Origin of the sequence: Micromonospora sp. WMMD998 (assembly GCF_029581235.1) — a bacterium.
Lineage (GTDB): Bacteria > Actinomycetota > Actinomycetes > Mycobacteriales > Micromonosporaceae > Micromonospora.
The window spans coordinates 4,078,391-4,098,451 of record NZ_CP120740.1; the positions used below are offsets into that span (position 1 = coordinate 4,078,391).

At 75.2% G+C, this 20,061-nt stretch carries 20 protein-coding genes; 10 read left to right on the forward strand and 10 right to left on the reverse strand.

Features of this window, described 5'->3' with window-relative positions; genetic code table 11:
* Positions 1–5: 5 nt before the first annotated feature.
* A complete protein-coding gene (locus tag O7619_RS18555) occupies positions 6–1,355 on the reverse strand; it encodes an MFS transporter (protein WP_282282252.1) in 1,350 nt (449 codons plus the stop codon).
* A 58-nt stretch (positions 1,356–1,413) separates the two neighbouring features.
* Between O7619_RS18555 and O7619_RS18560 the strand changes: the two genes are divergently transcribed.
* Genes O7619_RS18560 through O7619_RS18575 form a run of 4 tightly spaced genes read left to right on the forward strand, consistent with a single transcriptional unit; the run spans position 1,414 to position 4,765 of the window.
* A complete protein-coding gene (locus O7619_RS18560) occupies positions 1,414–2,058 on the forward strand; it encodes a TetR/AcrR family transcriptional regulator (RefSeq protein ID WP_282288876.1) in 645 nt (214 codons plus the stop codon).
* 55 nt (positions 2,059–2,113) lie between these two features.
* A complete protein-coding gene (locus O7619_RS18565) occupies positions 2,114–3,424 on the forward strand; it encodes an NAD(P)-binding domain-containing protein (protein WP_282282253.1) in 1,311 nt (436 codons plus the stop codon).
* Complete coding sequence (locus O7619_RS18570; RefSeq protein ID WP_282282254.1) at positions 3,421–4,245, forward strand: SDR family NAD(P)-dependent oxidoreductase; 825 nt, start codon at positions 3,421–3,423, stop codon at positions 4,243–4,245. The genes O7619_RS18565 and O7619_RS18570 overlap by 4 nt, the downstream gene beginning before the upstream one ends.
* Before the next feature lie 10 nt (positions 4,246–4,255).
* A complete protein-coding gene (locus O7619_RS18575; protein WP_282282256.1) occupies positions 4,256–4,765 on the forward strand; it encodes an NUDIX domain-containing protein in 510 nt (169 codons plus the stop codon).
* Here O7619_RS18575 and O7619_RS18580 read toward each other — a convergent pair whose 3' ends face one another.
* The 4 genes from O7619_RS18580 to O7619_RS18595 form a co-directional block, all read right to left on the reverse strand.
* Positions 4,766–5,782, reverse strand: coding sequence for a LacI family DNA-binding transcriptional regulator (locus O7619_RS18580; RefSeq protein WP_282282258.1), 1,017 nt, complete (start codon positions 5,780–5,782; stop codon positions 4,766–4,768).
* Positions 5,779–8,202 carry a glycoside hydrolase family 3 C-terminal domain-containing protein gene (locus O7619_RS18585; RefSeq protein WP_282282259.1) on the reverse strand — a complete coding sequence of 808 codons (2,424 nt, stop codon included), beginning with the start codon at positions 8,200–8,202 and terminating at the stop codon, positions 5,779–5,781. Before O7619_RS18585 ends, O7619_RS18580 begins: the two co-directional genes overlap by 4 nt.
* 238 nt (positions 8,203–8,440) lie before the next feature.
* Positions 8,441–9,667: an ROK family transcriptional regulator gene (locus O7619_RS18590; RefSeq protein WP_282282260.1), complete on the reverse strand. Its 1,227-nt coding sequence runs from the start codon at positions 9,665–9,667 to the stop codon at positions 8,441–8,443.
* Between the two features lie 71 nt (positions 9,668–9,738).
* Entirely contained in the window at positions 9,739–12,072 is a 2,334-nt protein-coding gene (locus O7619_RS18595; protein ID WP_282282261.1) for a TIM-barrel domain-containing protein, read from the reverse strand.
* Positions 12,073–12,187: 115 nt separating this feature from the next.
* Here O7619_RS18595 and O7619_RS18600 point away from each other — a divergent pair, with 115 nt between their 5' ends.
* Positions 12,188–14,197 carry a beta-galactosidase gene (locus O7619_RS18600; RefSeq protein ID WP_282282262.1) on the forward strand — a complete coding sequence of 670 codons (2,010 nt, stop codon included), beginning with the start codon at positions 12,188–12,190 and terminating at the stop codon, positions 14,195–14,197.
* A gap of 13 nt (positions 14,198–14,210) precedes the next feature.
* Here the strand turns inward: O7619_RS18600 and O7619_RS18605 are convergent, their stop codons facing one another.
* Entirely contained in the window at positions 14,211–14,861 is a 651-nt protein-coding gene (locus O7619_RS18605; protein ID WP_282282263.1) for a LysE family translocator, read from the reverse strand.
* Between the two features lie 101 nt (positions 14,862–14,962).
* On the opposite strand from O7619_RS18605, the gene O7619_RS18610 reads away from it, so the two are divergent.
* Positions 14,963–15,511 (forward strand): GNAT family N-acetyltransferase, encoded by a 549-nt coding sequence (locus tag O7619_RS18610; RefSeq protein ID WP_282282264.1) that lies wholly within the window; start codon positions 14,963–14,965, stop codon positions 15,509–15,511.
* A gap of 58 nt (positions 15,512–15,569) precedes the next feature.
* Here the strand turns inward: O7619_RS18610 and O7619_RS18615 are convergent, their stop codons facing one another.
* Together O7619_RS18615 and O7619_RS18620 are read right to left on the reverse strand one after the other, a co-directional pair.
* Positions 15,570–15,974: a DUF1232 domain-containing protein gene (locus O7619_RS18615; protein WP_282282265.1), complete on the reverse strand. Its 405-nt coding sequence runs from the start codon at positions 15,972–15,974 to the stop codon at positions 15,570–15,572.
* Between the two features lie 86 nt (positions 15,975–16,060).
* Positions 16,061–16,729, reverse strand: a complete 669-nt coding sequence (locus O7619_RS18620; protein ID WP_282282266.1) for an HAD family hydrolase — start codon at positions 16,727–16,729, stop codon at positions 16,061–16,063.
* A 167-nt stretch (positions 16,730–16,896) separates the two neighbouring features.
* Here O7619_RS18620 and O7619_RS18625 point away from each other — a divergent pair, with 167 nt between their 5' ends.
* From O7619_RS18625 to O7619_RS18640, 4 genes are read left to right on the forward strand one after another with little or no spacing between them, the layout of a single operon-like run.
* Positions 16,897–17,541 carry a hypothetical protein gene (locus tag O7619_RS18625; protein WP_282282267.1) on the forward strand — a complete coding sequence of 215 codons (645 nt, stop codon included), beginning with the start codon at positions 16,897–16,899 and terminating at the stop codon, positions 17,539–17,541.
* A gap of 59 nt (positions 17,542–17,600) precedes the next feature.
* Positions 17,601–18,083 carry a DUF1992 domain-containing protein gene (locus tag O7619_RS18630; RefSeq protein ID WP_282282270.1) on the forward strand — a complete coding sequence of 161 codons (483 nt, stop codon included), beginning with the start codon at positions 17,601–17,603 and terminating at the stop codon, positions 18,081–18,083.
* 35 nt (positions 18,084–18,118) lie between these two features.
* The gene (locus tag O7619_RS18635) at positions 18,119–18,475 is read left to right on the forward strand and encodes a hypothetical protein (protein ID WP_282282271.1); all 357 of its coding nucleotides are present in this window, start codon (positions 18,119–18,121) and stop codon (positions 18,473–18,475) included.
* Complete coding sequence (locus O7619_RS18640) at positions 18,475–18,702, forward strand: nucleotidyl transferase AbiEii/AbiGii toxin family protein (RefSeq protein ID WP_282282272.1); 228 nt, start codon at positions 18,475–18,477, stop codon at positions 18,700–18,702. Before O7619_RS18635 ends, O7619_RS18640 begins: the two co-directional genes overlap by 1 nt.
* A gap of 13 nt (positions 18,703–18,715) precedes the next feature.
* On the opposite strand, the gene O7619_RS18645 is transcribed toward O7619_RS18640, so the two are convergent.
* Together O7619_RS18645 and O7619_RS18650 are read right to left on the reverse strand one after the other, a co-directional pair.
* On the reverse strand, positions 18,716–19,282 hold the full coding sequence (locus O7619_RS18645) for a hypothetical protein (protein WP_282282273.1): 567 nt from the start codon (positions 19,280–19,282) through the stop codon (positions 18,716–18,718).
* Complete coding sequence (locus tag O7619_RS18650) at positions 19,279–20,058, reverse strand: class I SAM-dependent methyltransferase (RefSeq protein ID WP_282282274.1); 780 nt, start codon at positions 20,056–20,058, stop codon at positions 19,279–19,281. The genes O7619_RS18645 and O7619_RS18650 overlap by 4 nt, the downstream gene beginning before the upstream one ends.
* Between the last annotated feature and the right edge of the window lie 3 nt (positions 20,059–20,061).

Sequence of the window (20,061 nt, forward strand, 5' to 3'; positions counted from 1 at the left end):
GAAGTCTAGTGGCCGCCGTCGGCGCGGGCCGCGTCGTCGAGGGTGTAGCGGCGCTGCACCAGGACCGCGACCACCATCACGGCGGCGGGCAGCAGACCGAAGCCGTACCGCAGCGCCGCGAGGGCCTGCGCCGACTGGGTGACGGACTGCCCGGCGGTCGACGCGACGAAGCCCCCCGCGGCCAGGCACAACGCGTACGCGTAGGGGCCGAGCGCCGCGCCGGTGGCCTCGGTGGCGGTCCACACCCCGGTGTAGGTGCCGGCCCGCTCGGCGCCGGCGGCGCGGATCACGTCGGGCAGCATCGAGAACGGCAGGAGCTGCATGCCGGCGAACGCCACCCCGAGCACCGCCACGGCGGCGACCAGCACCGGCAGCCCGGCCGGACGGCCGACCGCCAGCACCATCGACCCGGCGGCGAACGCGACCTGCGCGCCGAGCAGCGCGCGTTGCTTGCCGACCCGCCGGGCCAGCGCCAGCCACGCCGGTGTGACAAGCAGCGCCGGCGCGACGAACGCGGCGACCAGCACCGTGGCCAGCCGGGCCCGGCCCAGCTCGTACTGCGCGTAGTAGGGCACCCCGGCCAGGACCAGGTGGGTGGTGGTGGACATGGCCAGGTACGCGCCGGCCAGCCTGCGGAACTGCCGGTCCCGCAGGCTCGCCGCCAGCGTCCGCCACCCGCCGGCGCCGGGGACGAGCGCCGGGGCGGACGCCGTGCGGCGCAGCCGCCCGATCCCGGCCACCCCGACCACCATCGCGGCGAGCATGCCGGCGGAAAGCGCCACGGCCATCCGCAGGTAGCCGCCGCGGGTGGCGGCGTCACCGCCGGCCAGCAGCGGCGCCAGCAGCCCGGAGACGAGGATGCCGAGCGTGAGCACCACCATCCGGAAGGCCATCAGCCGGGTCCGCTCGTGATAGCCGATCCGCAGGTCCGCCGGCGTCGCCAGGTAGGGCACCTGGTAGGCGGCGAACAGCAGGTTGCCGGCCACGAAGAACACCGCCACCCAGGCCGCCGCACCCACGCCGGTCAGCCCGCCGGGCACCGCGAACAGCGCGGCGAACGCCGCCGGCAACGCGCAGCCGGCCAGCAGCAGCCGCCGGCGGTGGCCCCGGCGGGCCTGCTCGAGGTCGCTGCGATGCCCGACCCACGGGTGCAGCAGCACGTCGGCGACCTTTGGCAGCAGCAGGGTCAACCCGGCCAGCCACGGCGCGACCGCGAGGACGTCGGTGAGGAAGTAGAGCAGCAGCAGGCCGGGCACGGTGACCCACACGCCCATGCCCAGCGACCCGGCGGCGAACCCGAGCAGCGGGCCACGCGGCAGGGCGACGGCCTCGTGTCGCTGCTCCTCACCGGTCATCATCGGCACCCCAATCCAACGGTTGCTGGATTGTAGGGGTGACAATGGCCGGATGACCATGCCCCGCCGCCGGCCGGGCCGGCCCCGCCGCGACGACCAGCGACCCACCCGCGACCTCGTGCTCGACGCCGCCGCCGCGCTGTTCGCGCAGCGAGGCTTCGACGCGGTCAGCGTCCGGGACGTCGCCGCCGCGGCCGGCGTCGACGTGGCGACCGTCGCCCACCACACCGGCGCCAAGGCGCAGCTCTACGACGCCTGTTTCGCCCGGGTGTTCACCGCCGAGCGGGCGGCGCTGGAGGCGGCCGGGGAACGCGCGCGCGCCGCCCTGGCGGCCGGGCCGACCGATGCGCTGCGCGCCCTGCACGACCTGGTCGACGTGTTCGTCGACTTCCTGGAGGACCGGCCCGAGACGACCGCGCTGTGGCTGCGTCGTTGGCTGGAGCCGCAGCGGCACGCCGAGCTGGACCGGCACTACGCCGCGCCGCTGTACGCGCAGGTCGAGCAGTTGCTGGCCGCCGCGTCCGCCGCCGGGGCGCTGGTCGAGCCGGCCCCGCACGTGACCGTACGCAGCCTGGTCTGGGCGGTGCACGGGCACGTGGTGGCGCTGGCCGCGGGCGCCGGTTCCGGGGCGCGGGAGCGGCGGGAGTTCCGCGCGTTCGTGCACCGGTTCCTCGACGGGCTCTACCCGCCGGCCAGCGCTTGACGACGGCACGCCCGTCGGGAATTATCCAGCAGTCGTTGGATTAAGGGGGGCGGTCATGGCGGCACCACCCAGGGTGGCGGTCATCGGCGCCGGGGCGGCCGGGCTGGCCACACTCAAAGCGCTCGCCGACGTCGGCGTGCCGGCGGTGGCCTTCGAGACCGCCGACACCATCGGCGGTCTCTGGGTCTACGGCGCGCCCGGCTCGCCGGCCTACCGGACGCTGCACCTCAACACCAGCAAGGGGCGCACCGAGTTCGCCGACCATCCGATGCCGGCCGACTGGCCCGACTACCCCGACCACGCCCGCGTCGCCGGCTACCTCGACGACTACGCCGACCGGTTCGGCCTGCGCGAGGCGGTGCGGCTGCGGCACACCGTCGACCGGGTCACCCGCGCGGGCGACGGCTGGCGGGTACACGCCGAGGGCCCCGCCGGGCCGGTCGAGGTCGACGTCGCGGCGGTGGTGGTGGCAAACGGGCACAACCGGGTGCCGCACCGGCCCGAGCCCTACCCGGGCGAATGCGCCGCCGAGCAGATGCACAGCCACGACTACCGCGGGCCCGAGCAGCTCGCCGGCCGGCGGGTCCTGGTCGTCGGCGGCGGCAACTCCGCGATGGACATCGCGGTCGACGCCTCGTACGCCGCCACCCGGACGCTGCTGTCGCTTCGCCGCGGCGTCTGGGTGGTGCCGAAATACCTGCTCGGCCGTCCCTCGGACACGCTCAACGGGGCGCTGGCCCGCCACCTGCCCTGGCGGCTGCGGCAACGGATAAGCCAGGCCACGCTCACCGCGGCCGTCGGCCCACCCGCCCGCTACGGACTGCCCGCCCCGACACACGGCTTCCTCCAGGACCACCCGACGCTCTCCGACACGCTGCTGTCCCGGCTCACCCACGGCGACATCCAGGCCCGGCCCGGGATCGCGCGTTTCGCCGGCGGGCGGGTCGAGTTCACCGACGGTCGCGTCGACGCGATCGACCTGGTCATCTGGTGCACCGGCTACCGGGTGCGGGTGCCGTTCATCGACCCGAGCCTGCTCGGCGACGGCGCCGACCGGCTGCCGTTGTACCGGCACGTGTTCCACCTGGATGCCCCCGGGCTGGCGTTCGTCGGGCTCATGCAGTCCACCGGCGCGGCGTTCCCGCTGCTGGAGGCGCAGGCCCGGCTGGTCGCCGCGCGCCTGGCCGGCACCTGGGCGCCGCCGGATCCGGCCCGCCAGGCCGCCGCCTGCCGGGCCGAGCTACGCGCCGCCACCGCCCGCTGGGGGCAACGCCGGCCGCACATGCGGGTGGACTTCGACGCCTACCTGGCCGAGCTGCGCCGGGAACTGGCCGCCGGCGCGCGGCGCGCCGGAGCGACCCGGTGAGCGCGCTGGCCGGCCGCCGGGTGCTGGTCACCGGCGCGCGGGGCACCTTCGGCCGGCGCCTGGGCGACGCGCTGACCGCCGCCGGCGCGCACGTGGTCGGGCTGGACCTGCACGCCGACACCGACGCCACGCCGCCGGTGCTCGGGGTCGACCTGACCGATCCGGCCGCGACGGCACCGGCGGTGGCCGCCGCCGTCGACCGGCTCGGCGGGCTGGACCTGCTGGTCAACAACGCCGGCGTCGGCGGACCGGCGCCGGCCGAGCTGCCCCCGGACGAGGTGGTGCGCCGCCAGTTGGAGGTGAACCTGCTCGCCGCCTGGCGGACCACCGCCGCCGCGCTGCCCGCCCTGGAGGCCACCCGCGGTCGGGTGATCTTCGTGGCCAGCCGGATGGCCGTGCTGCCGCTGCCCCTGGCCGCCGCATACGGGGTGAGTAAGCGGGCGCTCGTCGCGTACGCCGACGCGCTGCGTCACGAGGTCGGCACGCACGTCGGAGTCAGCGTCGTCTACCCCAGCATGGTCGCCTCCCCGATCCACGACAGCACCAAGGCCGCCGGACTGTCGCTGAGCGGGGTGTCCCGGCCGGAGCCGGTCGACGGGGTGGTCGCGGCGATCCTGCGCGCCGCCGCCGCCCGCCGCGCCCCCCGGGATGTGGCCACCACCCGACGCGGCCGGGTCGAGCTGGCGCTGGCCCGGCACGCGCCGGGCCTGGCCGACCGGCTGGTGCGGCGTACCGTCGCCGGCCGCATCGCCGCCGGTGACCTCGACGGCGCGGCGCTGGCCGCCGGGATGCTCCGGCGGCACCGGCGGGCCGGCCGGTAGCGTGCTCGCCATGCCCGTGTCGCCCTACATCGCCCGGCTGCGCCAACACGTCGGCCACGACCTGCTCATGCTCTACGGGGTCAGCGCCGTGGTGACCGACGACGCGGGGCGGGTGCTGCTGGCCCGCCGTGGCGACAACGGCCGCTGGTCGGTGCCCGCCGGCACCGTCGACCCGGGTGAGCAGCCCGCCGACGCGCTGGTGCGTGAGGTCCGGGAGGAGACCGGCGTCGACGTGGCCGTCGACCGGCTCGCCGGGGTGGCCACCCACCCGGTGGTGTACCCCAACGGCGACGCCTGCGAATACCTCAACGTCTGGTTCCGGTGCCGGGCCGTCGGCGGGGCGCCCACCGCCGACGGCGACGAGTCCCTCGCGGTGGCCTGGTTCAGCCCCGACGCGCTGCCCGACCTCGACGACTGGGCCCGGCTGCGGATCGACTCCGCGTTGACCGACGGCGCCACGCCCTGGTACGCGGCGCCGGGGGAGCGCCATCCCGCGCTGCGCCGCCCGGACAGCCTCTGATCAGCCGACGCTGGTGTCGCGCACGGTCAACCGGGGCTCCAGCAGCGTCACCTCCGGCACCGGCTCGTCGCGCAGACGCCGCATCAGCAACGTCACCGCCTGCCGGCCCACCTCCTCGGCCGGCACCGGCACGCAGGTCAGCCCGGACGGCTCGGCCAGCTCGTCGGGGCAGACCGCGACCACCGACACGTCCTGCGGCACCCGGCGGCCCAGCAGCGGCAGCGCCGCCAGCACCGGCTCGACCGCCGACTCGTTCTGCACCACCAGCCCGGTGACGTCGGGATGCGCGTCCAGCAGCGCCGCCAGGTCGCGGCGCACCGCCGCCGGACCCTCCTCGCAGGAGCGGGTCACCGCGTCCACGCCGAGGCGTCCGGCGGCGGCCACCACCCCGTCGCGGGTGCGGTGGGCGAAGCCGGTGCCCCGGTCGTAGACGGCGGCCGGGGCGCCGAGCAGCGCGACGCGGCGGTGCCCGGCCGCGGCCAGGTGCTCCACACACAGCTCCCCGGCCCGCCGGAAGTCCAGGTCCACACAGGCCAGGCCGGTGCTGTCGGCCGGATGCCCGATCAGCACGCCCGGCAGCGCCAACTCCCGCAGCAGCGGCACCCGGGAGTCCTCCAGCTCCACGTCCATCAGCAGGACGCCGTCGACGAGCGCGCTGCCGGCGATGCGGTGCAGGCCGGCCGGGCCCTCGTCGGCGGTGACCAGCAGCACGTCGTGGTCGTAGCGGCGGGCGGTGGTGACCACCGCGGTGGCGAACCGCATCACCACCGGCACCTGCATGCCGGTGCGCAACGGCAGCACCAGCGCGATCACGTTGGCCTTGCGGCTGGCCAACGCCCGCGCCCCGGCGTTCGGGTGGTAGCCCAGGGCGCGGACGCTCGCCAGCACCCGGCCGCGGGTGGTCGCGGAGATGGTGCGCTTGCCGCTGAGCACGTACGACACGGTGCTCGCCGCCACCCCGGCGTGGCGGGCCACGTCGGCGATGGTCACCTGCCCGCCGGCCGCCCGGCCGCTCACCGGGCGGCCCCGGAGCGCCGCGCCGCCGCCCCGGCCGCCACGTCGCCGCCGGTCACGGTGAGCGCCCCGACCAGCCGTACGTCGCGGGCGGAGCGGCCGACCAGCACCGAGTGGGTGGCGTCCTCCACCACCGCCGCGGCGCGGTCGGCGTCCCACCAGGACAGGTCGGCGGTACGCAGCCGCAGCGTCACCCGGGCCGCGCAGCCCGGCTCCAGGGTGACCCGGGCGAAGTCACGCAACTGCCGCAGCGGCTGCTTGACCCGGGAACGTCGCTGACGGGTGTAGAGCTGCACCACCTCGGTGCCCGGGCGGCGGCCCGTGTTGGTGACCTCGACGCTCACCTCGACCTCCTCGCCGGCCTGCGCCGTCGCGGTGCTCAACCGGAGATCAGCGTAGTCGAACCGGCCGTAGCTGAGTCCGTGGCCGAACGGGTACAGCGGCTCCCCCCGGTGGTAGAGGTAGGTGGCGTCGGCGCCGATGACGTCGTAGTCGAGCAGGTCGGGCAGCTCGGCGGTGTCGGCGTACCAGGTCTGGGTGAGCCGGCCACCCGGGTCCTCCGCGCCGAGCAGCACGTCGGCGAGCGCGTTGCCGTGCTCCTGCCCGCCGTGGGCGCTCCACAGCACCGCCGGCAGGTGTTCCCGCGCCCAGCCGACCGCGTACGGGTAGCTGCTGGTCAGCGCCAGCACGGTGCGCGGGTTCGCCGCGTGCACGGCGCGCAGCAGCCCCTCCTGGCCGCCGGGCAGGGTCAGGTCGGCCCGGTCCTCGGTCTCCCGGCCGTTGACCATCGGATGGTTGCCGAGCACCACCACGGCCACGTCGGCGGCGGCGGCCAACGCGGCGGCCTCGGCGGCCCCGTCGACGCGCAGCTCCACCGTGAACACCGCGGGATCGCCGGTGGTGACGCTGAGCCGGCCGTCCGGGCCGACGCCGACGGGCCGGCCGGTGGCCAGGTGGTGCAGCAGCGCGGTGCCGTCGGGCCGGTGCTGCGGGCGGAACGTCTCGCGGACCACCCAGCCGCCCGGGCCGGGCCGGTCGACGACGAGCGCGCCGGCCTCGTCCGCGCCGACGTAGCGGCCGGAGTCGACCGCGCGCAGCGCGACCACCCCGTGGCCCCAGTCGACCACGTCGAACTCGGTGGGCGTCGCGTCGGCCAACGCCAGCGGCCCGCCGTCGGCGCAGCGCACCGCCCGACCGTCGAGGCGCAACGCGATCCGGTCCGCGCCCGGGTGGGTGGTCACCTCCGGCAGCCGCCCGAGCAACCCGGCGTACGGGCTGACCGCGTACGGCAGGGTGCCGCTGTACCAGTCGGTGAGCACCGTGTCGGCGAGCGGGCCGAGGACCGCGACCCGCAGGTCGGCCGGCAGTGGCAGCAGCCCGTCGTTGGACAGCAGCACGATCGACTGGCGGGCGGCCTCGCGGGCGAGTTCCCGGTGGGCCGGGCAGTTCACCACGTCGGCCGGCACGTCGGCGTACGGGTCGTGGCCGGGCGGGTCCAGGTCGCCCAGGCGCAGCCGGACCGACAGGATCCGCCGGACCGCCCGGTCCACGTCGGACTCGCTGATCAGCCCGCGCGCCAGCGCCTCGGTGAGCCGGTCGACGGTGGGCGCGCGGTCCTCGTCGTCCTCGGTGAAGCTGTCCACCCCGGCGCGCAGCGCGGCGGCGAAGCCGGTCACGTGGTCGGGCAGGTGCTTCTGCACGCCGGCGATGTTGCCGACCGCCCCGGCGTCGCCGACCACCATGACCTCGTCGTCGGCCCAGCCGCGCAGCTCGCCGTTGATCAGTGGGCTCAGGTGCGCCGGCACGCCGTCGACCAGGTTGTACGACGCCATCACCGCCACCGCCGCGCCGGCGGCCAGCGGCGCGCGGAAGGCCGGCAGCTCGTACTCGTGCAGCACGCGCGGCGGCAGGTCGCTGGAGGTGACGGCCCGGTCGGTCTCGTTGTTGTAGCCGAGGAAGTGCTTGAGGGTCGGCGCGGTCCGCAGGAGCGTCGGGTGCTCGCCGCGCAGCCCGCGCGCGTAGGCGGTGGCGAGGTGGCCGGTCAGCCACGGGTCCTCGGACCAGCCTTCCTCGTTGCGGCCCCACCGGGGGTCGCGTAGCGGGTTGACCACGGGCGCCCACACGTTCAGGCCGACCCGCTGCGGGTCGGCCCGGTGCTTGGCCCGCACCTCGTCGCCGGCGGCGGCGCCGACGGCCCGGATCAGGTCCGGGTTCCAACTGGCGGCGAGGCCGAGCGCCTGCGGGAACACGGTGGCCTCGCCGAGCCAGGCCACGCCGTGCAACGCCTCGGTGCCGGTGCGGAACGCGGGCAGGCCGAGTCGGGGGACCGGGGCCTGCCACTGGTGCAGCAGGCCGAGCTTCTCCGGCACGGTGAGCCGGGCGAGCAGGTCGTCCAGCCGGTGGTGCGGGGTGCGGTCGGTCATGTCGGGCGCCTCCGGGTGGGCGTGCGGGCGCCCGCTCCGTCCGTCGAAGCGCTTCGACGGACGAGTCGGTGGTCGGCGGCGCGCACACGCGTAAAAGGGATGGTGGTGGGCCGGCGGGGTCGGCCCGGAGCGTTGGTGAAGCGCTTCGACAACCGCCGGAAACACGCCGCCCGCGGAAGTGCCCGGTCCCGGTGGCGGCGCTACCGAGGTTGGCACCCGGCGGCGGCGCGGTCAAGAGTCACGCGACAGGCAGTTGCCCGGCCTCCACAGTGGCCAACGCGGCGGTGGCGCCGCCGAGCGCGCTGGCCGCCGACCCCAACGCGCTGGCCTCGATCCGGACCGCTGCCGGTGGCCCGGCGCTGCGGGCGGCCAGTTCGGCGCGGGCGGCCGGCAGCAGCCACGGCGCGAGCGCCGCCAGGTGCCCGCCGACGGCGACGACCTCCGGGTCGAGCAGGTCGACCAGGACCGACACCGCCTGCCCGAGCTGACGGCCGATCTCGGTGAGCCCGGCCCGCACCGGCTCGTCACCGGCGCGGGCGAGCACCTGGATCCGCTCGATCTCCGGCAGGTAGTCGGTGATCGGGCCGTCCAGCGCCGCGTCGGGCAGCAGACGGCGGACCACGGCGTCCACGCCGGCGAGCGCGGTCAGGCAGCCGTGCCGGCCGCACCGGCACGCCGGCCCGTCGGGTGCGCCGGCCAGCACGGGCAGGTGACCGATCTCGCCGGCGAAGCCCCGGCCGCCGCGCAGCAGCCGGCCGCCGCTGACCAGGCCGGCGCCGATGGCCAGCCCGCCGCTCAGGTGCACCAGGTCGGCCGTGCCGGCGTACGGGCCGTGCCGCAGCTCGGCGCAGACGGCGAGGTTGGCGTCGGTGTCGACGCCGACGGGGAAGCCGGGATCGTGCAGCGCGCGGCGCAGCTCGGCGGCGAGCGGCACGCCGCGCCAGCCCAGCGCGGGCGCGGCCGGCACGACGCCGTCGGCGTCGACGAGTCCGGGCACGCCCACGGTGAGGCCGAGCACGGTGCGGTCCGCGCCGGTGATCCGGGTGACCGCCCGGCGGGTCAGCGCGGCGAGCGCCCGTACCGTCTCCTGCGGTCCGGCGGTCGCGGCGGCGAACGCCCGCCGCCAGGTGAGCACCCGCGCGCCGGTCAGGTCGGCGGCGACCACGACCAGCTCGTCGGCGCCGATCTGCAGCCCGAGCCCGACGTAGCGGGAGCCGTCGAGCACGAGCATGGTGGCCGGCCGGCCGATCCGGTTCTCGGTCAGCCCGGTCTCGCGCAGCAGCCGGTGGTCGATCAGCTCGCTGACCAGGCTGGAGACGGTGGCCTTGTTCAGCCCGGTGTGCGCGGCCACGTCGGCGCGGGAGCAGGGCGCGTGCCGGCGGACGTGGCGCAGCACCACGGCCCGGTTGGTCACCCGCACGTCGCCGAGGTCGGCCGTCTGGACCGGCCGGTCGATGCTGATCACGTGGTGCCTGCCTCCTGCGCCGCCGACCATCGATTTCGGCTACAGCTTAAACTAAATAGGTGCGGCGTCCGTCAGCCGCCGAACCAGGGCTCGAACGGGGTCACCGGCACCGGTTCGCCGTTGAGCGTGATCCGGCGGGGCGCGTCCGCGCCGACCACGCTGACCCGGCGGACGTCGAGCGGCCCGTCCACCCGGACCCGCAGCGTGTCGCCGTCGCGGGTGGCGGTGACCGTGGTGTCGCCGTCGTCGTCGTGCACCACGCCCACGCCGTCGACGCCACCCCACGCGACGAGTGTGACGTCGCGGAACGGGCCCTCGGCGACGGTGGTCGCGGGCGGCGCCACCGGCACCAGCGCGCCCCGGCGCACGTACAGGGGCAGCCGGTCGATCGGCACGCGCGCCCGCAGGTGCCGGCCGCCGGTGTGCCGCTGCCCGGTGGCCGCGTCCAGCCAGTCGTCACCGGCCGGCAGGTAGACGGCGCGTTCCCCGGACGGGTCGAGCACCGGCGCCACGAGCAGGTCGGTGCCGAGGCGGTACTGGAGGTCGCTGGTCCAGGCGGTCGGGTCGTCAGGGGTGTCGACGAGCAGCGCCCGCATCATCGGGGCGCCGGTGCGGGCCGCGGCCACGGCCGCCGACCACAGGTACGGCAGCAGCCGGTAACGCAGCCGCAGCGCGGCCACCGCGTGGCGTTCCGCCTCGGGCGGGAAGTCCCAGGGCAGGCGGCTGGTGGTGCCGTGCAGCCGGACCAGCGGCGACAGCGCGCCGAACTGGGTCCACCGCACGTACAGGTCGGGCTCCGGGGTGCCGTGGAACCCGCCGGTGTCGTGGCTCCAGAACGGCACCCCGGACAACCCGTGGGACAGCCCGCCGCGCAGCGTGCTGGCCATGCCCGGCCAGGTGGCGTTGACGTCGCCGCTCCACTGCGCGCTGTGCCGCTGCCCGCCCAGGTAGGAGGAGCGTGCCCAGACCGTGCGGTGCCCGGCGACCTCCTCGGTGACGTCGGCGACCACGTCGTTGAACAGCAGCGCGTAGACGTTGTGCAGTTCGACGCCGGTCATGCCGTTGTGCGCCACCGCGTCGGCGGGTACGGCCTCGGCGAAGTCGGTCTTGAACACCGCGACGCCCTGGGCCAGCAGGGGGCGCAGCAGGCCCTGGAACCAGCGCACCGCCGCCGGGTTGGTGAGGTCCACGATGGCGCAGACCGGATAGCTGCCGTGCCACGTGTCGGCGACGTACGTGGTGCCGTCGGGGCGGCGCAGGAAGTAGCCGGCGGCCTCGGCCTCGGCGTAGAGCGGGCTGTCGGTCATCAGGTAGGGGTTCATCCACAGGCACACCCGGAAGCCCTGTTCGGCGAGGTCCTTGAGCATCCCGGCCGGGTCGGGGAACGCCTGCTCGTCCCAGCGCAGCTCCGACCAGCGCCCGGCGACCTGCCAGTAGCAGTCCAGGTGCAGCACGTCGCACGGGATGTTCCGCTCCCGGATCAGCCGGGCCCGCTCCCGCACCCGTTGCTCGCTGTCCGGAAAGAAACCGGAGGAGATCCACGCGCCGAACGCCCACTTCGGCGGCAGGTACGGCCGGCCGGTGAGCGCGTCGAGCCGCTCCAGGATCTGCGCCGGGGTGGGGCCGGCCAACACGTAGTAGTCGAGCAGATCGTCCGGGACGAGCAGTTGCACGCTGCTGTGGGTGCTGGCGCAGACGTCGAACTGCACCGGCAGGCCGCTGTCGACGAGCACGCCGTAGCCGCGGTCGGACAGGTAGAACGGCACGTTCTTGTGCGACCGGTCGGACTCGCCGCCGAAGGCGTCGAAGTTCCACATCAGGGGCCGCTGGCCGCGCTTGTCCAGCGGGGTGAACTTCTCCCCGAAGCCGACGAACCGCTCGTCGCCGGGGGCGACGAAGCTCTCGTGCCAGGCGACCGGCTCGCCGTCGACGGCCGAGCGGCCGAGCGGCAGGGTGCGTCGCCGGCCGCTGATGTCCCGGGTGCCGCCGTCGCCGGCCAGCAGCAGCCGGCCGTCGGCGGCGAGGAAGCGCAGCCCCCACGGGTCGAGGCGGATCTCGGCCACCACCGCCCCGGCGTCCACCCGCGCGTACGTCTCGTCCACGGTGACCTCGGCGGGGTGCGGCTGGGGCCGGGTCAGGGCCAGCGCGCGGGCGGAGCGGCTGCGCACGCAGAGATCGTCGGTCAGGCGTACCCGCAGGATCCCGTCCCCGGCGGCCTCGACGCGGGCGACGAGCGTGCGACCGGAGGCGCAGGTGGCGGTGAGCGTGACACCGTGCGGGTCGGTCGCGGCCACCCGCGCCCGCAGCACGTCGTCGGCGCCCTCCTCGCCGGGGGCGCGGACCGGCAGGTCGGGCGGGTCGGCCACGAACGTCTCGTACGGGACCAGCGGCGGGCGGTACGGCATGGGGCGTCTCCTCGCGGCGACACGGGCGGTCCCGCAAGTTTCTTTGGAACCACAACTAACTGTCAATGATTGACCGCCTTGACTTTCCGTGTCACCTGTTCATACTTTGGCGCAGGTGACAACTAAAGCGCTGTGGAGCGACGGCCGGCTCCGCTACGGCGGTGACTGGAACCCGGAACAGTGGCCACCCGAGGTGTGGCACGACGACATCGCCCTGATGCGCGCGGCCGGCGTCGACCTGGTCACCGTCGGCGTGTTCGCCTGGTCCCGCCTCGAACCCGCCCCCGGCCGCTACACCCTCGACTGGCTCGACCGGGTCCTGGACCTGCTGCACGACAACGGCATCCGGGCCGCCCTGGCCACGCCCACCGCCTCCCCACCGCCCTGGTTCACCCTCAACCACCCCGGGGCGCTGCCGGTCACCGCCGACGGGGTACGCCTGCACCACGGCAGCCGGGACACCTACTGCGCCGCCGCGCCCGCCTACCGGGCCGCCGCCCGCCGCATCGCCGAGGTGCTCGCCGCCCGCTACGCCCACCACCCCGCGCTGGCGCTGTGGCACGTGCACAACGAGTACGGCACCACCTGCCACTGCCCGCACGTCGAGACCGCGTTCCGTCGCTGGCTCACCGACCGCCACGGCGACCTCGACGCGCTCAACGACGCCTGGGTCACCAGCTTCTGGAGCCAGCACTACTCCGACTGGGCGCAGATCGGCCCGCCCCGCGCCACCCAGTACCTGGGCAACCCCGGCCACCTGCTCGACTTCCGCCGCTTCTGGTCCGACACGCTGCTGTCGGCGTACACCGAGCAGCGGGACCTGCTGCGGGCGGCGAACCCGGCGGTGCCGGTGACCACCAACTACGTCCTCGGCGACTGGGTGCCGGTGGACCACGCCCGGTGGGCGCGCGAGGTGGACCTGGTCGCCGTCGACCACTACCCGACCCGGGTCGACCGGGGCGCGGAGGAACAGACCGCGCTCGCCGCCGACCTCGCCCGGGGCTGGGCCCGCCACGGCGCCGGCCGCCCCGCGCCGTGGCTGCTCATGGAGAGCGCCCCCAACCAGATCCACACCGCCGGGCGGATGCACACCAAGGAACCCGGCCGGATGGCCCGGCACAGCCTCGCGCACGTCGCCCGCGGCTCCGCCGGGGTGATGTTCTTCCAGTGGCGCGCCCCGGCCGGCGGCGCGGAACGGTTCCACTCCGCGGTGGTGTCCCACTCCGGCGCGGACACCCGCGTGTTCCGCGAGGCCAGCGACCTCGGCGCCACGCTGCGCCGGCTCGAAGGGACCGCGTGCGGCCAGGTGCAGGCGCGGGTGGCGATCGCCTACGACGCCGCCAGCGGCTGGGCGCTGCGCCACCCGGGGATGCCCCGCGACGGCCTCGACCACCCCGGCGAGGTGGCCGCCGCGCACCGGGCGCTGTGGCACGCCGGCATCACCACCGACCTGGTCACACCGGGCGACCCGCTCGACGGGCACCGGCTGCTCGTGCTCCCCGCCCTCTACCTGGCCTCCGACGCCACCGCCGACTGGGTACGCCGACACGTCCACGCCGGCGGGCACCTGCTGGTCACCTGGCTCAGCGGCGTCGCCGACGAACACGCCCGCATCCGCCTCGGCGGCTACCCCGGCGCCTACCGGGACCTGCTCGGCGTGCGGGTGGAGGAGTTCCACCCCCTCGCCGACGACGAACGGGTGCCGTTGACAAGCGGCGGGATCGGCCGGATCTGGTCCGAGACGGTGCACCTGGCCGGTGCCGAGACGGTCACCGCGTACATCGGTGGGGTGCTGGACGGCCGCCCCGCGGTCACCCGCCACCGCATCGGCGCCGCCCACACCTGGTACGTCTCCACCCGACCCGACGACGACACGTACCGCCGGCTGCTCGTCGACGCGGCCCGGCTCGCCGGCGTCGTCCCGACCTGCCCGGCGGCCCCGCCGGGCGTCGAGGCGGTCCGCCGCCGCGACGGCGACCGGAGTTGGCTGTTCCTGCTCAACCACACCGACCGGCCGCAGCGGGTGCCGGCCGCCGGGCACGAACTGCTCACCGACGAGCCGGTCGACGACGCGGTGACCGTGCCGCCGGGCGGCGTGGCGGTGCTGCGCGAACCGCCCGGCTGACCCGCGTACCGCCTCAGGGCGCGGCGACGGCGGCGCGGGAGCGGTCGGCGGCGATCCGCACCGCGAGCCCGGCCAGCACGGTGCCCATCACGTACCGTTGCAGGCGCGCCCAGGCCGGGCGGCGGGTGAGGAACGTCGACACCGCGCCGGCGCTGAGCACGATCACCGCGTTCACGGTCAGCGCGATGCCGATCTGGGTCGCCCCGAGCAGCAGGCTCTGCGCCGCCACGTGCCCGCGCGCCGGGTCGACGAACTGCGGCAGCAGCGACACGTACAGGATGGCGATCTTCGGGTTCAGCAGGTTCGTCACCAGACCCATGGTGAACAGGCGCCGGGGCCGGTCCGGCGGCAGCGGCAGCGGCGTGAACGCCGACCGGCCGCCCGGGCGCAGCGTGCGCCAGGCCAGCCAGAGCAGGTATGCCGCGCCGGCCAGCTTCACCGCCGTGTAGAGCGGCGGGACCAGCACGAACACGGTGGCGATGCCGGCCACCGCGGCGGCCAGGTAGACCAGGAAACCGACCGCCACCCCGAGCAGCGACACCAGGCCGGCCCGTCGCCCCTGGGTGACCGACCGGGACACCAGATAGACCATGTTCGGCCCGGGCGTGAGCACCAGACCGAGCGCCACCAGGGCGATCCCCATCACCGCACCGAACGTGACCACGCCGCCTCCCGCCGTAGACCCCTGCCCGGACCCTACGCCGCCCGCCGCCACCGGGAGGTCCGGGCTCGCGGCCGGGGCCGGTGACGCGCGACACTCGACAGATGCCCGTCGTGCTGTCCGTCGCCGCCACCCCCACCACGCCCGGCCTGCTGCTGCGACCGTGGCGCGACGGCGACGCCGAGGCGTTGCTGGAGGCCTACCGGGATCCGGTGCTGCGCGCCTGGACCCGGTGGCCGGTGACCACCCGCGCCGAGGCGCGGGCGTTCCTGCGCCGTGCCCGGCAGGGCTGGGCCGCCGACCGGCGGTTCAGCTTCGCCGTGCTGGAACCCGAGCCGGCGGGGGAGCGGCTGGTGGCCTGCGTGGTGCTCAAGGAGGTCCGCCCCGGACGCCCGGCCGCCGAGGTCGGCTACTGGACCGCCGCCCCGGCCCGCGGGCGCGGCGTCGCGCCGCGCGCGGTCGACGCGGTCACCGGCTGGGCGTTCACCCGGTTCGCCGCCGCCGGCCTGACCCGCATGGAACTGTTCCACCAGGTCGACAACCCGGCCTCCTGCCGGGTGGCGGAGAAGAGCGGGTACGCCTTCGCCGAGGTGATGCCGGCCCGCCCGCCGTTCCCCCGCGACGGCCACCGGCACGTACGCCGGCTGCCCTGAACCGTCACCGGCCACGTGCCCCGGCGTCACGTCACCAGAGGCGTGCCCCGGCGTCACGTCACCGGCGACGTGCCCCGGCGTCGCCGAGCAGGCGCAGCAGCAGCCGAGGTTCGCCCGGCCAGGCGTCGAGCAGCACCTGCCGGGGCACCTGCCGCCCGGCGTAGCGCAGGGCCAGGGCGACCACGACGACGTCGTCCAGCGGGCCGATCACCGGCAGGAACTCCGGGATCAGGTCGATCGGGCTCGCCAACCAGATCGCGGCTACGACGATCGCGACCCGGGCCCGGCGCGGCACCCGCGGGTCGCGGCGCAGGCGTCGCACCGTGGTCAGGCAGTCGGGCAGGAACGCGGCCAGGTCACGCAGCGGCCCCGGCGGCAGCCGCCGGGCCAGCAGCACCAGCACCGCCCAGCTCGCGACCACGCCGGCCGCCGCCACCGCGAGTCCGACCAGCCAGTCGCGCACGCCACCGCCCTTTCTCGTCCGCCGGCACACTACGCGCATCCGGCCGGGTTCCGTCTTGATCGTGACGCGCCGGTGCACCCGCAGCATCAGCCGGCGGGCGGGTCCCGCGTCAGAAGGATCTGGACCGCGTCGGTCACGGTGGCTGTGGTGAAGTCGGGCGAAGGGCCCGGGACCTCCTGAAGCGTGCGGGTCGGTCGCAACCAGATCGTGTGCAGGCCGGCGCCGTGACCGCCGGCAATGTCGAGTGTCAGGTCTTCGCCGACCATCCACCCACCGCGCTGCGTGGATGCCCCGCATCGTTGAGCGATGATCTGGAAGATCGTCGGATCAGGTTTGCGGATGCCCACCTCGTCGGAGACGCACCAGCCATCGACGAGGGCGTCCAACCCCGTGCGGCGGATCTTCCCCCGCTGGTTGTCGGTCATGCCGTTGGTCACGATCCCGATGCGCCAGCCCGCGGCGCGCAGCTGTCGGAGCGCGTCGCGGTCCTCGGCGCGGCAGGAGACCAACTCGGGCATGCGCCGGCGGTACTGCTGCCAGAGGTCCCCGGCGGGTTGCGTGAGAGCGAATTCGTCGCGGACCGCGGCGAAAAAGGGGCCTCGGGGGCCGGACATGTGTGCGTCGGTGACCATCAGCCAGGTCAGGGCCCTGTCGTCGAGCCCTCGATCGGTCACGAACTCTTCCGCCCATGCCTGGAACGCCGCCTGGCGATCGATGAGCGTGTCATCCAGGTCGAACAACGCCAGCCGCTGCATGGTGGCACGGTAGTGGATCGCTGTCCGACGGCACCGTCTGCTGCTCGCACGGTCCCTCCGCCAGCGCATACTTGTCGTCCCACCCCCGCGCGGCGGCACCGGGTCGTGGCGCATGAGCGGAAACACCTGTGGTGCGCGTCTACGAACGGTGTGAGGAGGTTTCCGGCATGGCGCAGGTCCCCGAAGCGTCAGATCACGGCCAGACCGATGCGGCATGGGCCACCACGCCGACGTCCCGGGAGATCTACGGCTGGCTCGGGACGAGATTCGCCATGCTGGAGGCGCCACGCCACCGCGCCCACATGGTCGGCCGGCGCAGCGAGACGACCCACATCGACACGCATGGCGTCGCGCGCGAGCTGGGACGCGCCCGACCGGTCGAGGTCCGCGTCGGCCACGAACTCCACGACAACACGAGCGTCGACGTCACCACCGTCCGAAATGCCAGCGGAGGCGCCTCGGTCGTGCATCATCTCTGGGCGACGCTGATCAACTACCAACTGGCCCTCGCCGGGCGCCGAGGCGCATCACCGTGGGGTGGCGGCCCACCGCCGTCGCAATTCATTGACCGGCTCGACACCAACAATCCGCCCGAGCCCACCGGCACCCACGCCCTGACCATCGACGGCAAGCGCGGACCGGAGTGGCTCTACCTCGCGTGCCCCGACATGTCCAGCACAATCCCGCTGGCCGCGTGCGGCGGCCAGATCGAGGACTCCCTGGTCATCGTCACGGGACCGCGAGACACCGTCTTGGCCGCGCAGCTACGCATGGTGCCTGAATCCGAACAGATCACCACAGCCGGATCCTGATCGATCTCAGCCCGACCAGTTCGATCGAGCACCCGGGCCGGATACGGTGGGTGTGGGAGGTGACGGCGGTGACATACGGCTGGGAGGCCGCGGTCGAGGCGCAGATCCGCTCGGCCCAGGAACGTGGGGAGTTCGACAACCTGCCGGGCGCCGGCAGGCCGATCCCGGGCCGGGACGTGCCCTACGACGAGGGCTGGTGGATCCGCGGCTTCATGGAGCGGGAGCAGATCCCGTCGGACCTGATGCTGCCCACCCCGCTGCAACTGCGCCGTCGCATCGAACAGCTCCCCGACGAGCTGCGGGACCTGCCCACCGAGGAGGCGGTCCGGTCGTACGTGGCGGTGCTCAACGCCGAGGTGGTGGCCTGGCTGCGCACCCCCACCGGCCCGCGCGTGGTGGTCCGCCCGGTCGACGTCGACGAGGCGGTACGCCGCTGGCGGGCCGACCGGCAGCGCGCCGGCCCGGCCACGACTGTCGAACCGGTGCCGCACGTCGCGCGTCCGGCGCGGACCCGGCGGCGGTGGCGTTGGTGGCGTCGCTGAGGCCGACAGCAGCTCATGGGGATTATCCTGTGCCCATGGACCCGTTCGGCTCCGTCCGCGGCTCACGTAAGCCCTACGAGGCTCGCCCCGGGCGTCTCGCAGTCGTGGCGGACGACCTGAACGAGCTGACGGGCCCCACCACCGGCATCGTCGAGCTGCCGCACCGCTTGTTCTGGCAGCCCGATCGGCACGTCGACCTCGACCAGCCCGGGTTGTTGAACTGGATGTACGAGACAGTGCTGACGGAAGCCGTCCATCCCGATGAATTGCGGACCTGGCTGCACGGAGTGACCCTCGCGCGGCTATGGTCCACGCTGTATCTTCCTGGTGGCGTCCGCCGGGCGTGGGAGGAACGCCACCCCGGCCTGCGCGCCCGGGACGTCGCTGCCTGATGCCGCCGCTCGTCCCCGATCCGTTCCAGCACGAGGTCGCCAGCCTGGCACTCGCTGCGGCGGCTGGCCACGGCTTCGCCCTTGCCGGCGGTCAAGCCCTGATCGCCCACGGCATCGGCGCCCGACCTACGGAAGACATCGACCTCTTCACCGATACCGATGGTGGCGTCACGCCCGCGCAGATCGGCGCCGTACGCGACGCCTTCGCCGACTGGCCCCGAAAGTGAACACCGGCCTTCCTCAGCCGACTGCGGCACGCCAGGTCCATGACGTTCTGCGGGGCCGTTCGCCCAGTGCGGCCCGGCCGGTCAGCCAGAGCAGCACCGACGCCGGGTCGCCGGCCGGCGCGTCGGGAAAGAGCCGCCGCACCACCCCGGCGCACAGCCCGGCCGGCATCGACCAGCCCAGGTCGAGGCCGGCGGCCACGTCGTGGGTGTGCAGCAGGGTCTCGGCCACGCCCATCGCGGCGAAGCCGCCCGGATCACAGGGACCCCAGTGCCAGGCCCGATCCGTCGGGTCGGCGGTGTCGACCAGGGCGGCCAGCATCCCGGCGGCGGCCGTCGCCACGGCCAGCACGTCGGCCGGTCGCGCGTCGGGGCGTACCCGCAGGTCGAACGGGAGGTAGGCGTCGCCGGGACGGCCGGCGACCTGACCGGCGTACCCGGCCAGGTCGTGCGCGACGTGCGCGGCGGTGGTCCAGCAGGACCAGTCCAGGTCGCCCGCGCGTACCGTCCAGTCCCGGCCGGCGGCGGGCCGCAGCGCGGTGGTCATCGCCGCGGCGGCGCGGCGGACGGCGATGCCGTTCACCGGCGCCGCACGCGCAGCACGCAGGTCAGCATCGGGAGGGTGAACGCGCCGTCGGCGGTTTCCGGCCGGCTGGCCAGGAACGCGCGGATCCGACCGAGTGTGCGCTGCCGTTCGCCCGCCGGCATGACCAGCATGCCGGCCCGCGTCGCCAGCGTCGCCACCAGGGAATCGGCGGTACGGCGCTGCCCGTGCGGGAACTCGGCCTGCTCCGGCGTGTCGAACCGGGCGGCTTGGCCGCTTTCCGGCAGGTGCATCCGCGCCGTCTCGACCCGCCAACTGGCCGGCGTGTCGCGGGGGCCGACGGCGGCGCTGCCGCTGACCTTGGCCAGCCCGGCGACCCAGTCGACCCGGTCGTCCAGGACGTTCCACAGCCCGGCCAGGACGCCGCCGGGCGCGAGCACCCGGGCGATCTCGGGACCGGCCACGGCCATGTCGAACCAGTGCATGGCGTTGCCGGCTACCACGGCGTCGACGGAGCCGTCGGGCAGCGGGATCGCCTCGGCGCTGCCGGGCAGCGCGCGGACGCCGGGCCGCGCGCGGCGCAGCTCGGCAAGCATTGCCGGGTCCGGCTCGACCGCGGTGGCGTCGACGCCGACCGCGTTCAGCGTGGCGGTCAGCTTGCCGGTGCCCGCGCCGAGGTCGAGCACCCGGAGGCCGGGCGCGGTGTCGAGCGCCCAGCGCACCGCGGCCCCCGCGTAGTCCGGGCGGTGCTCGGCGTACGCGGTCGCCGCCGTGCCGAACGACGAGGAGTGCCGGAGCCGATCGTCCTGTCCCATCGT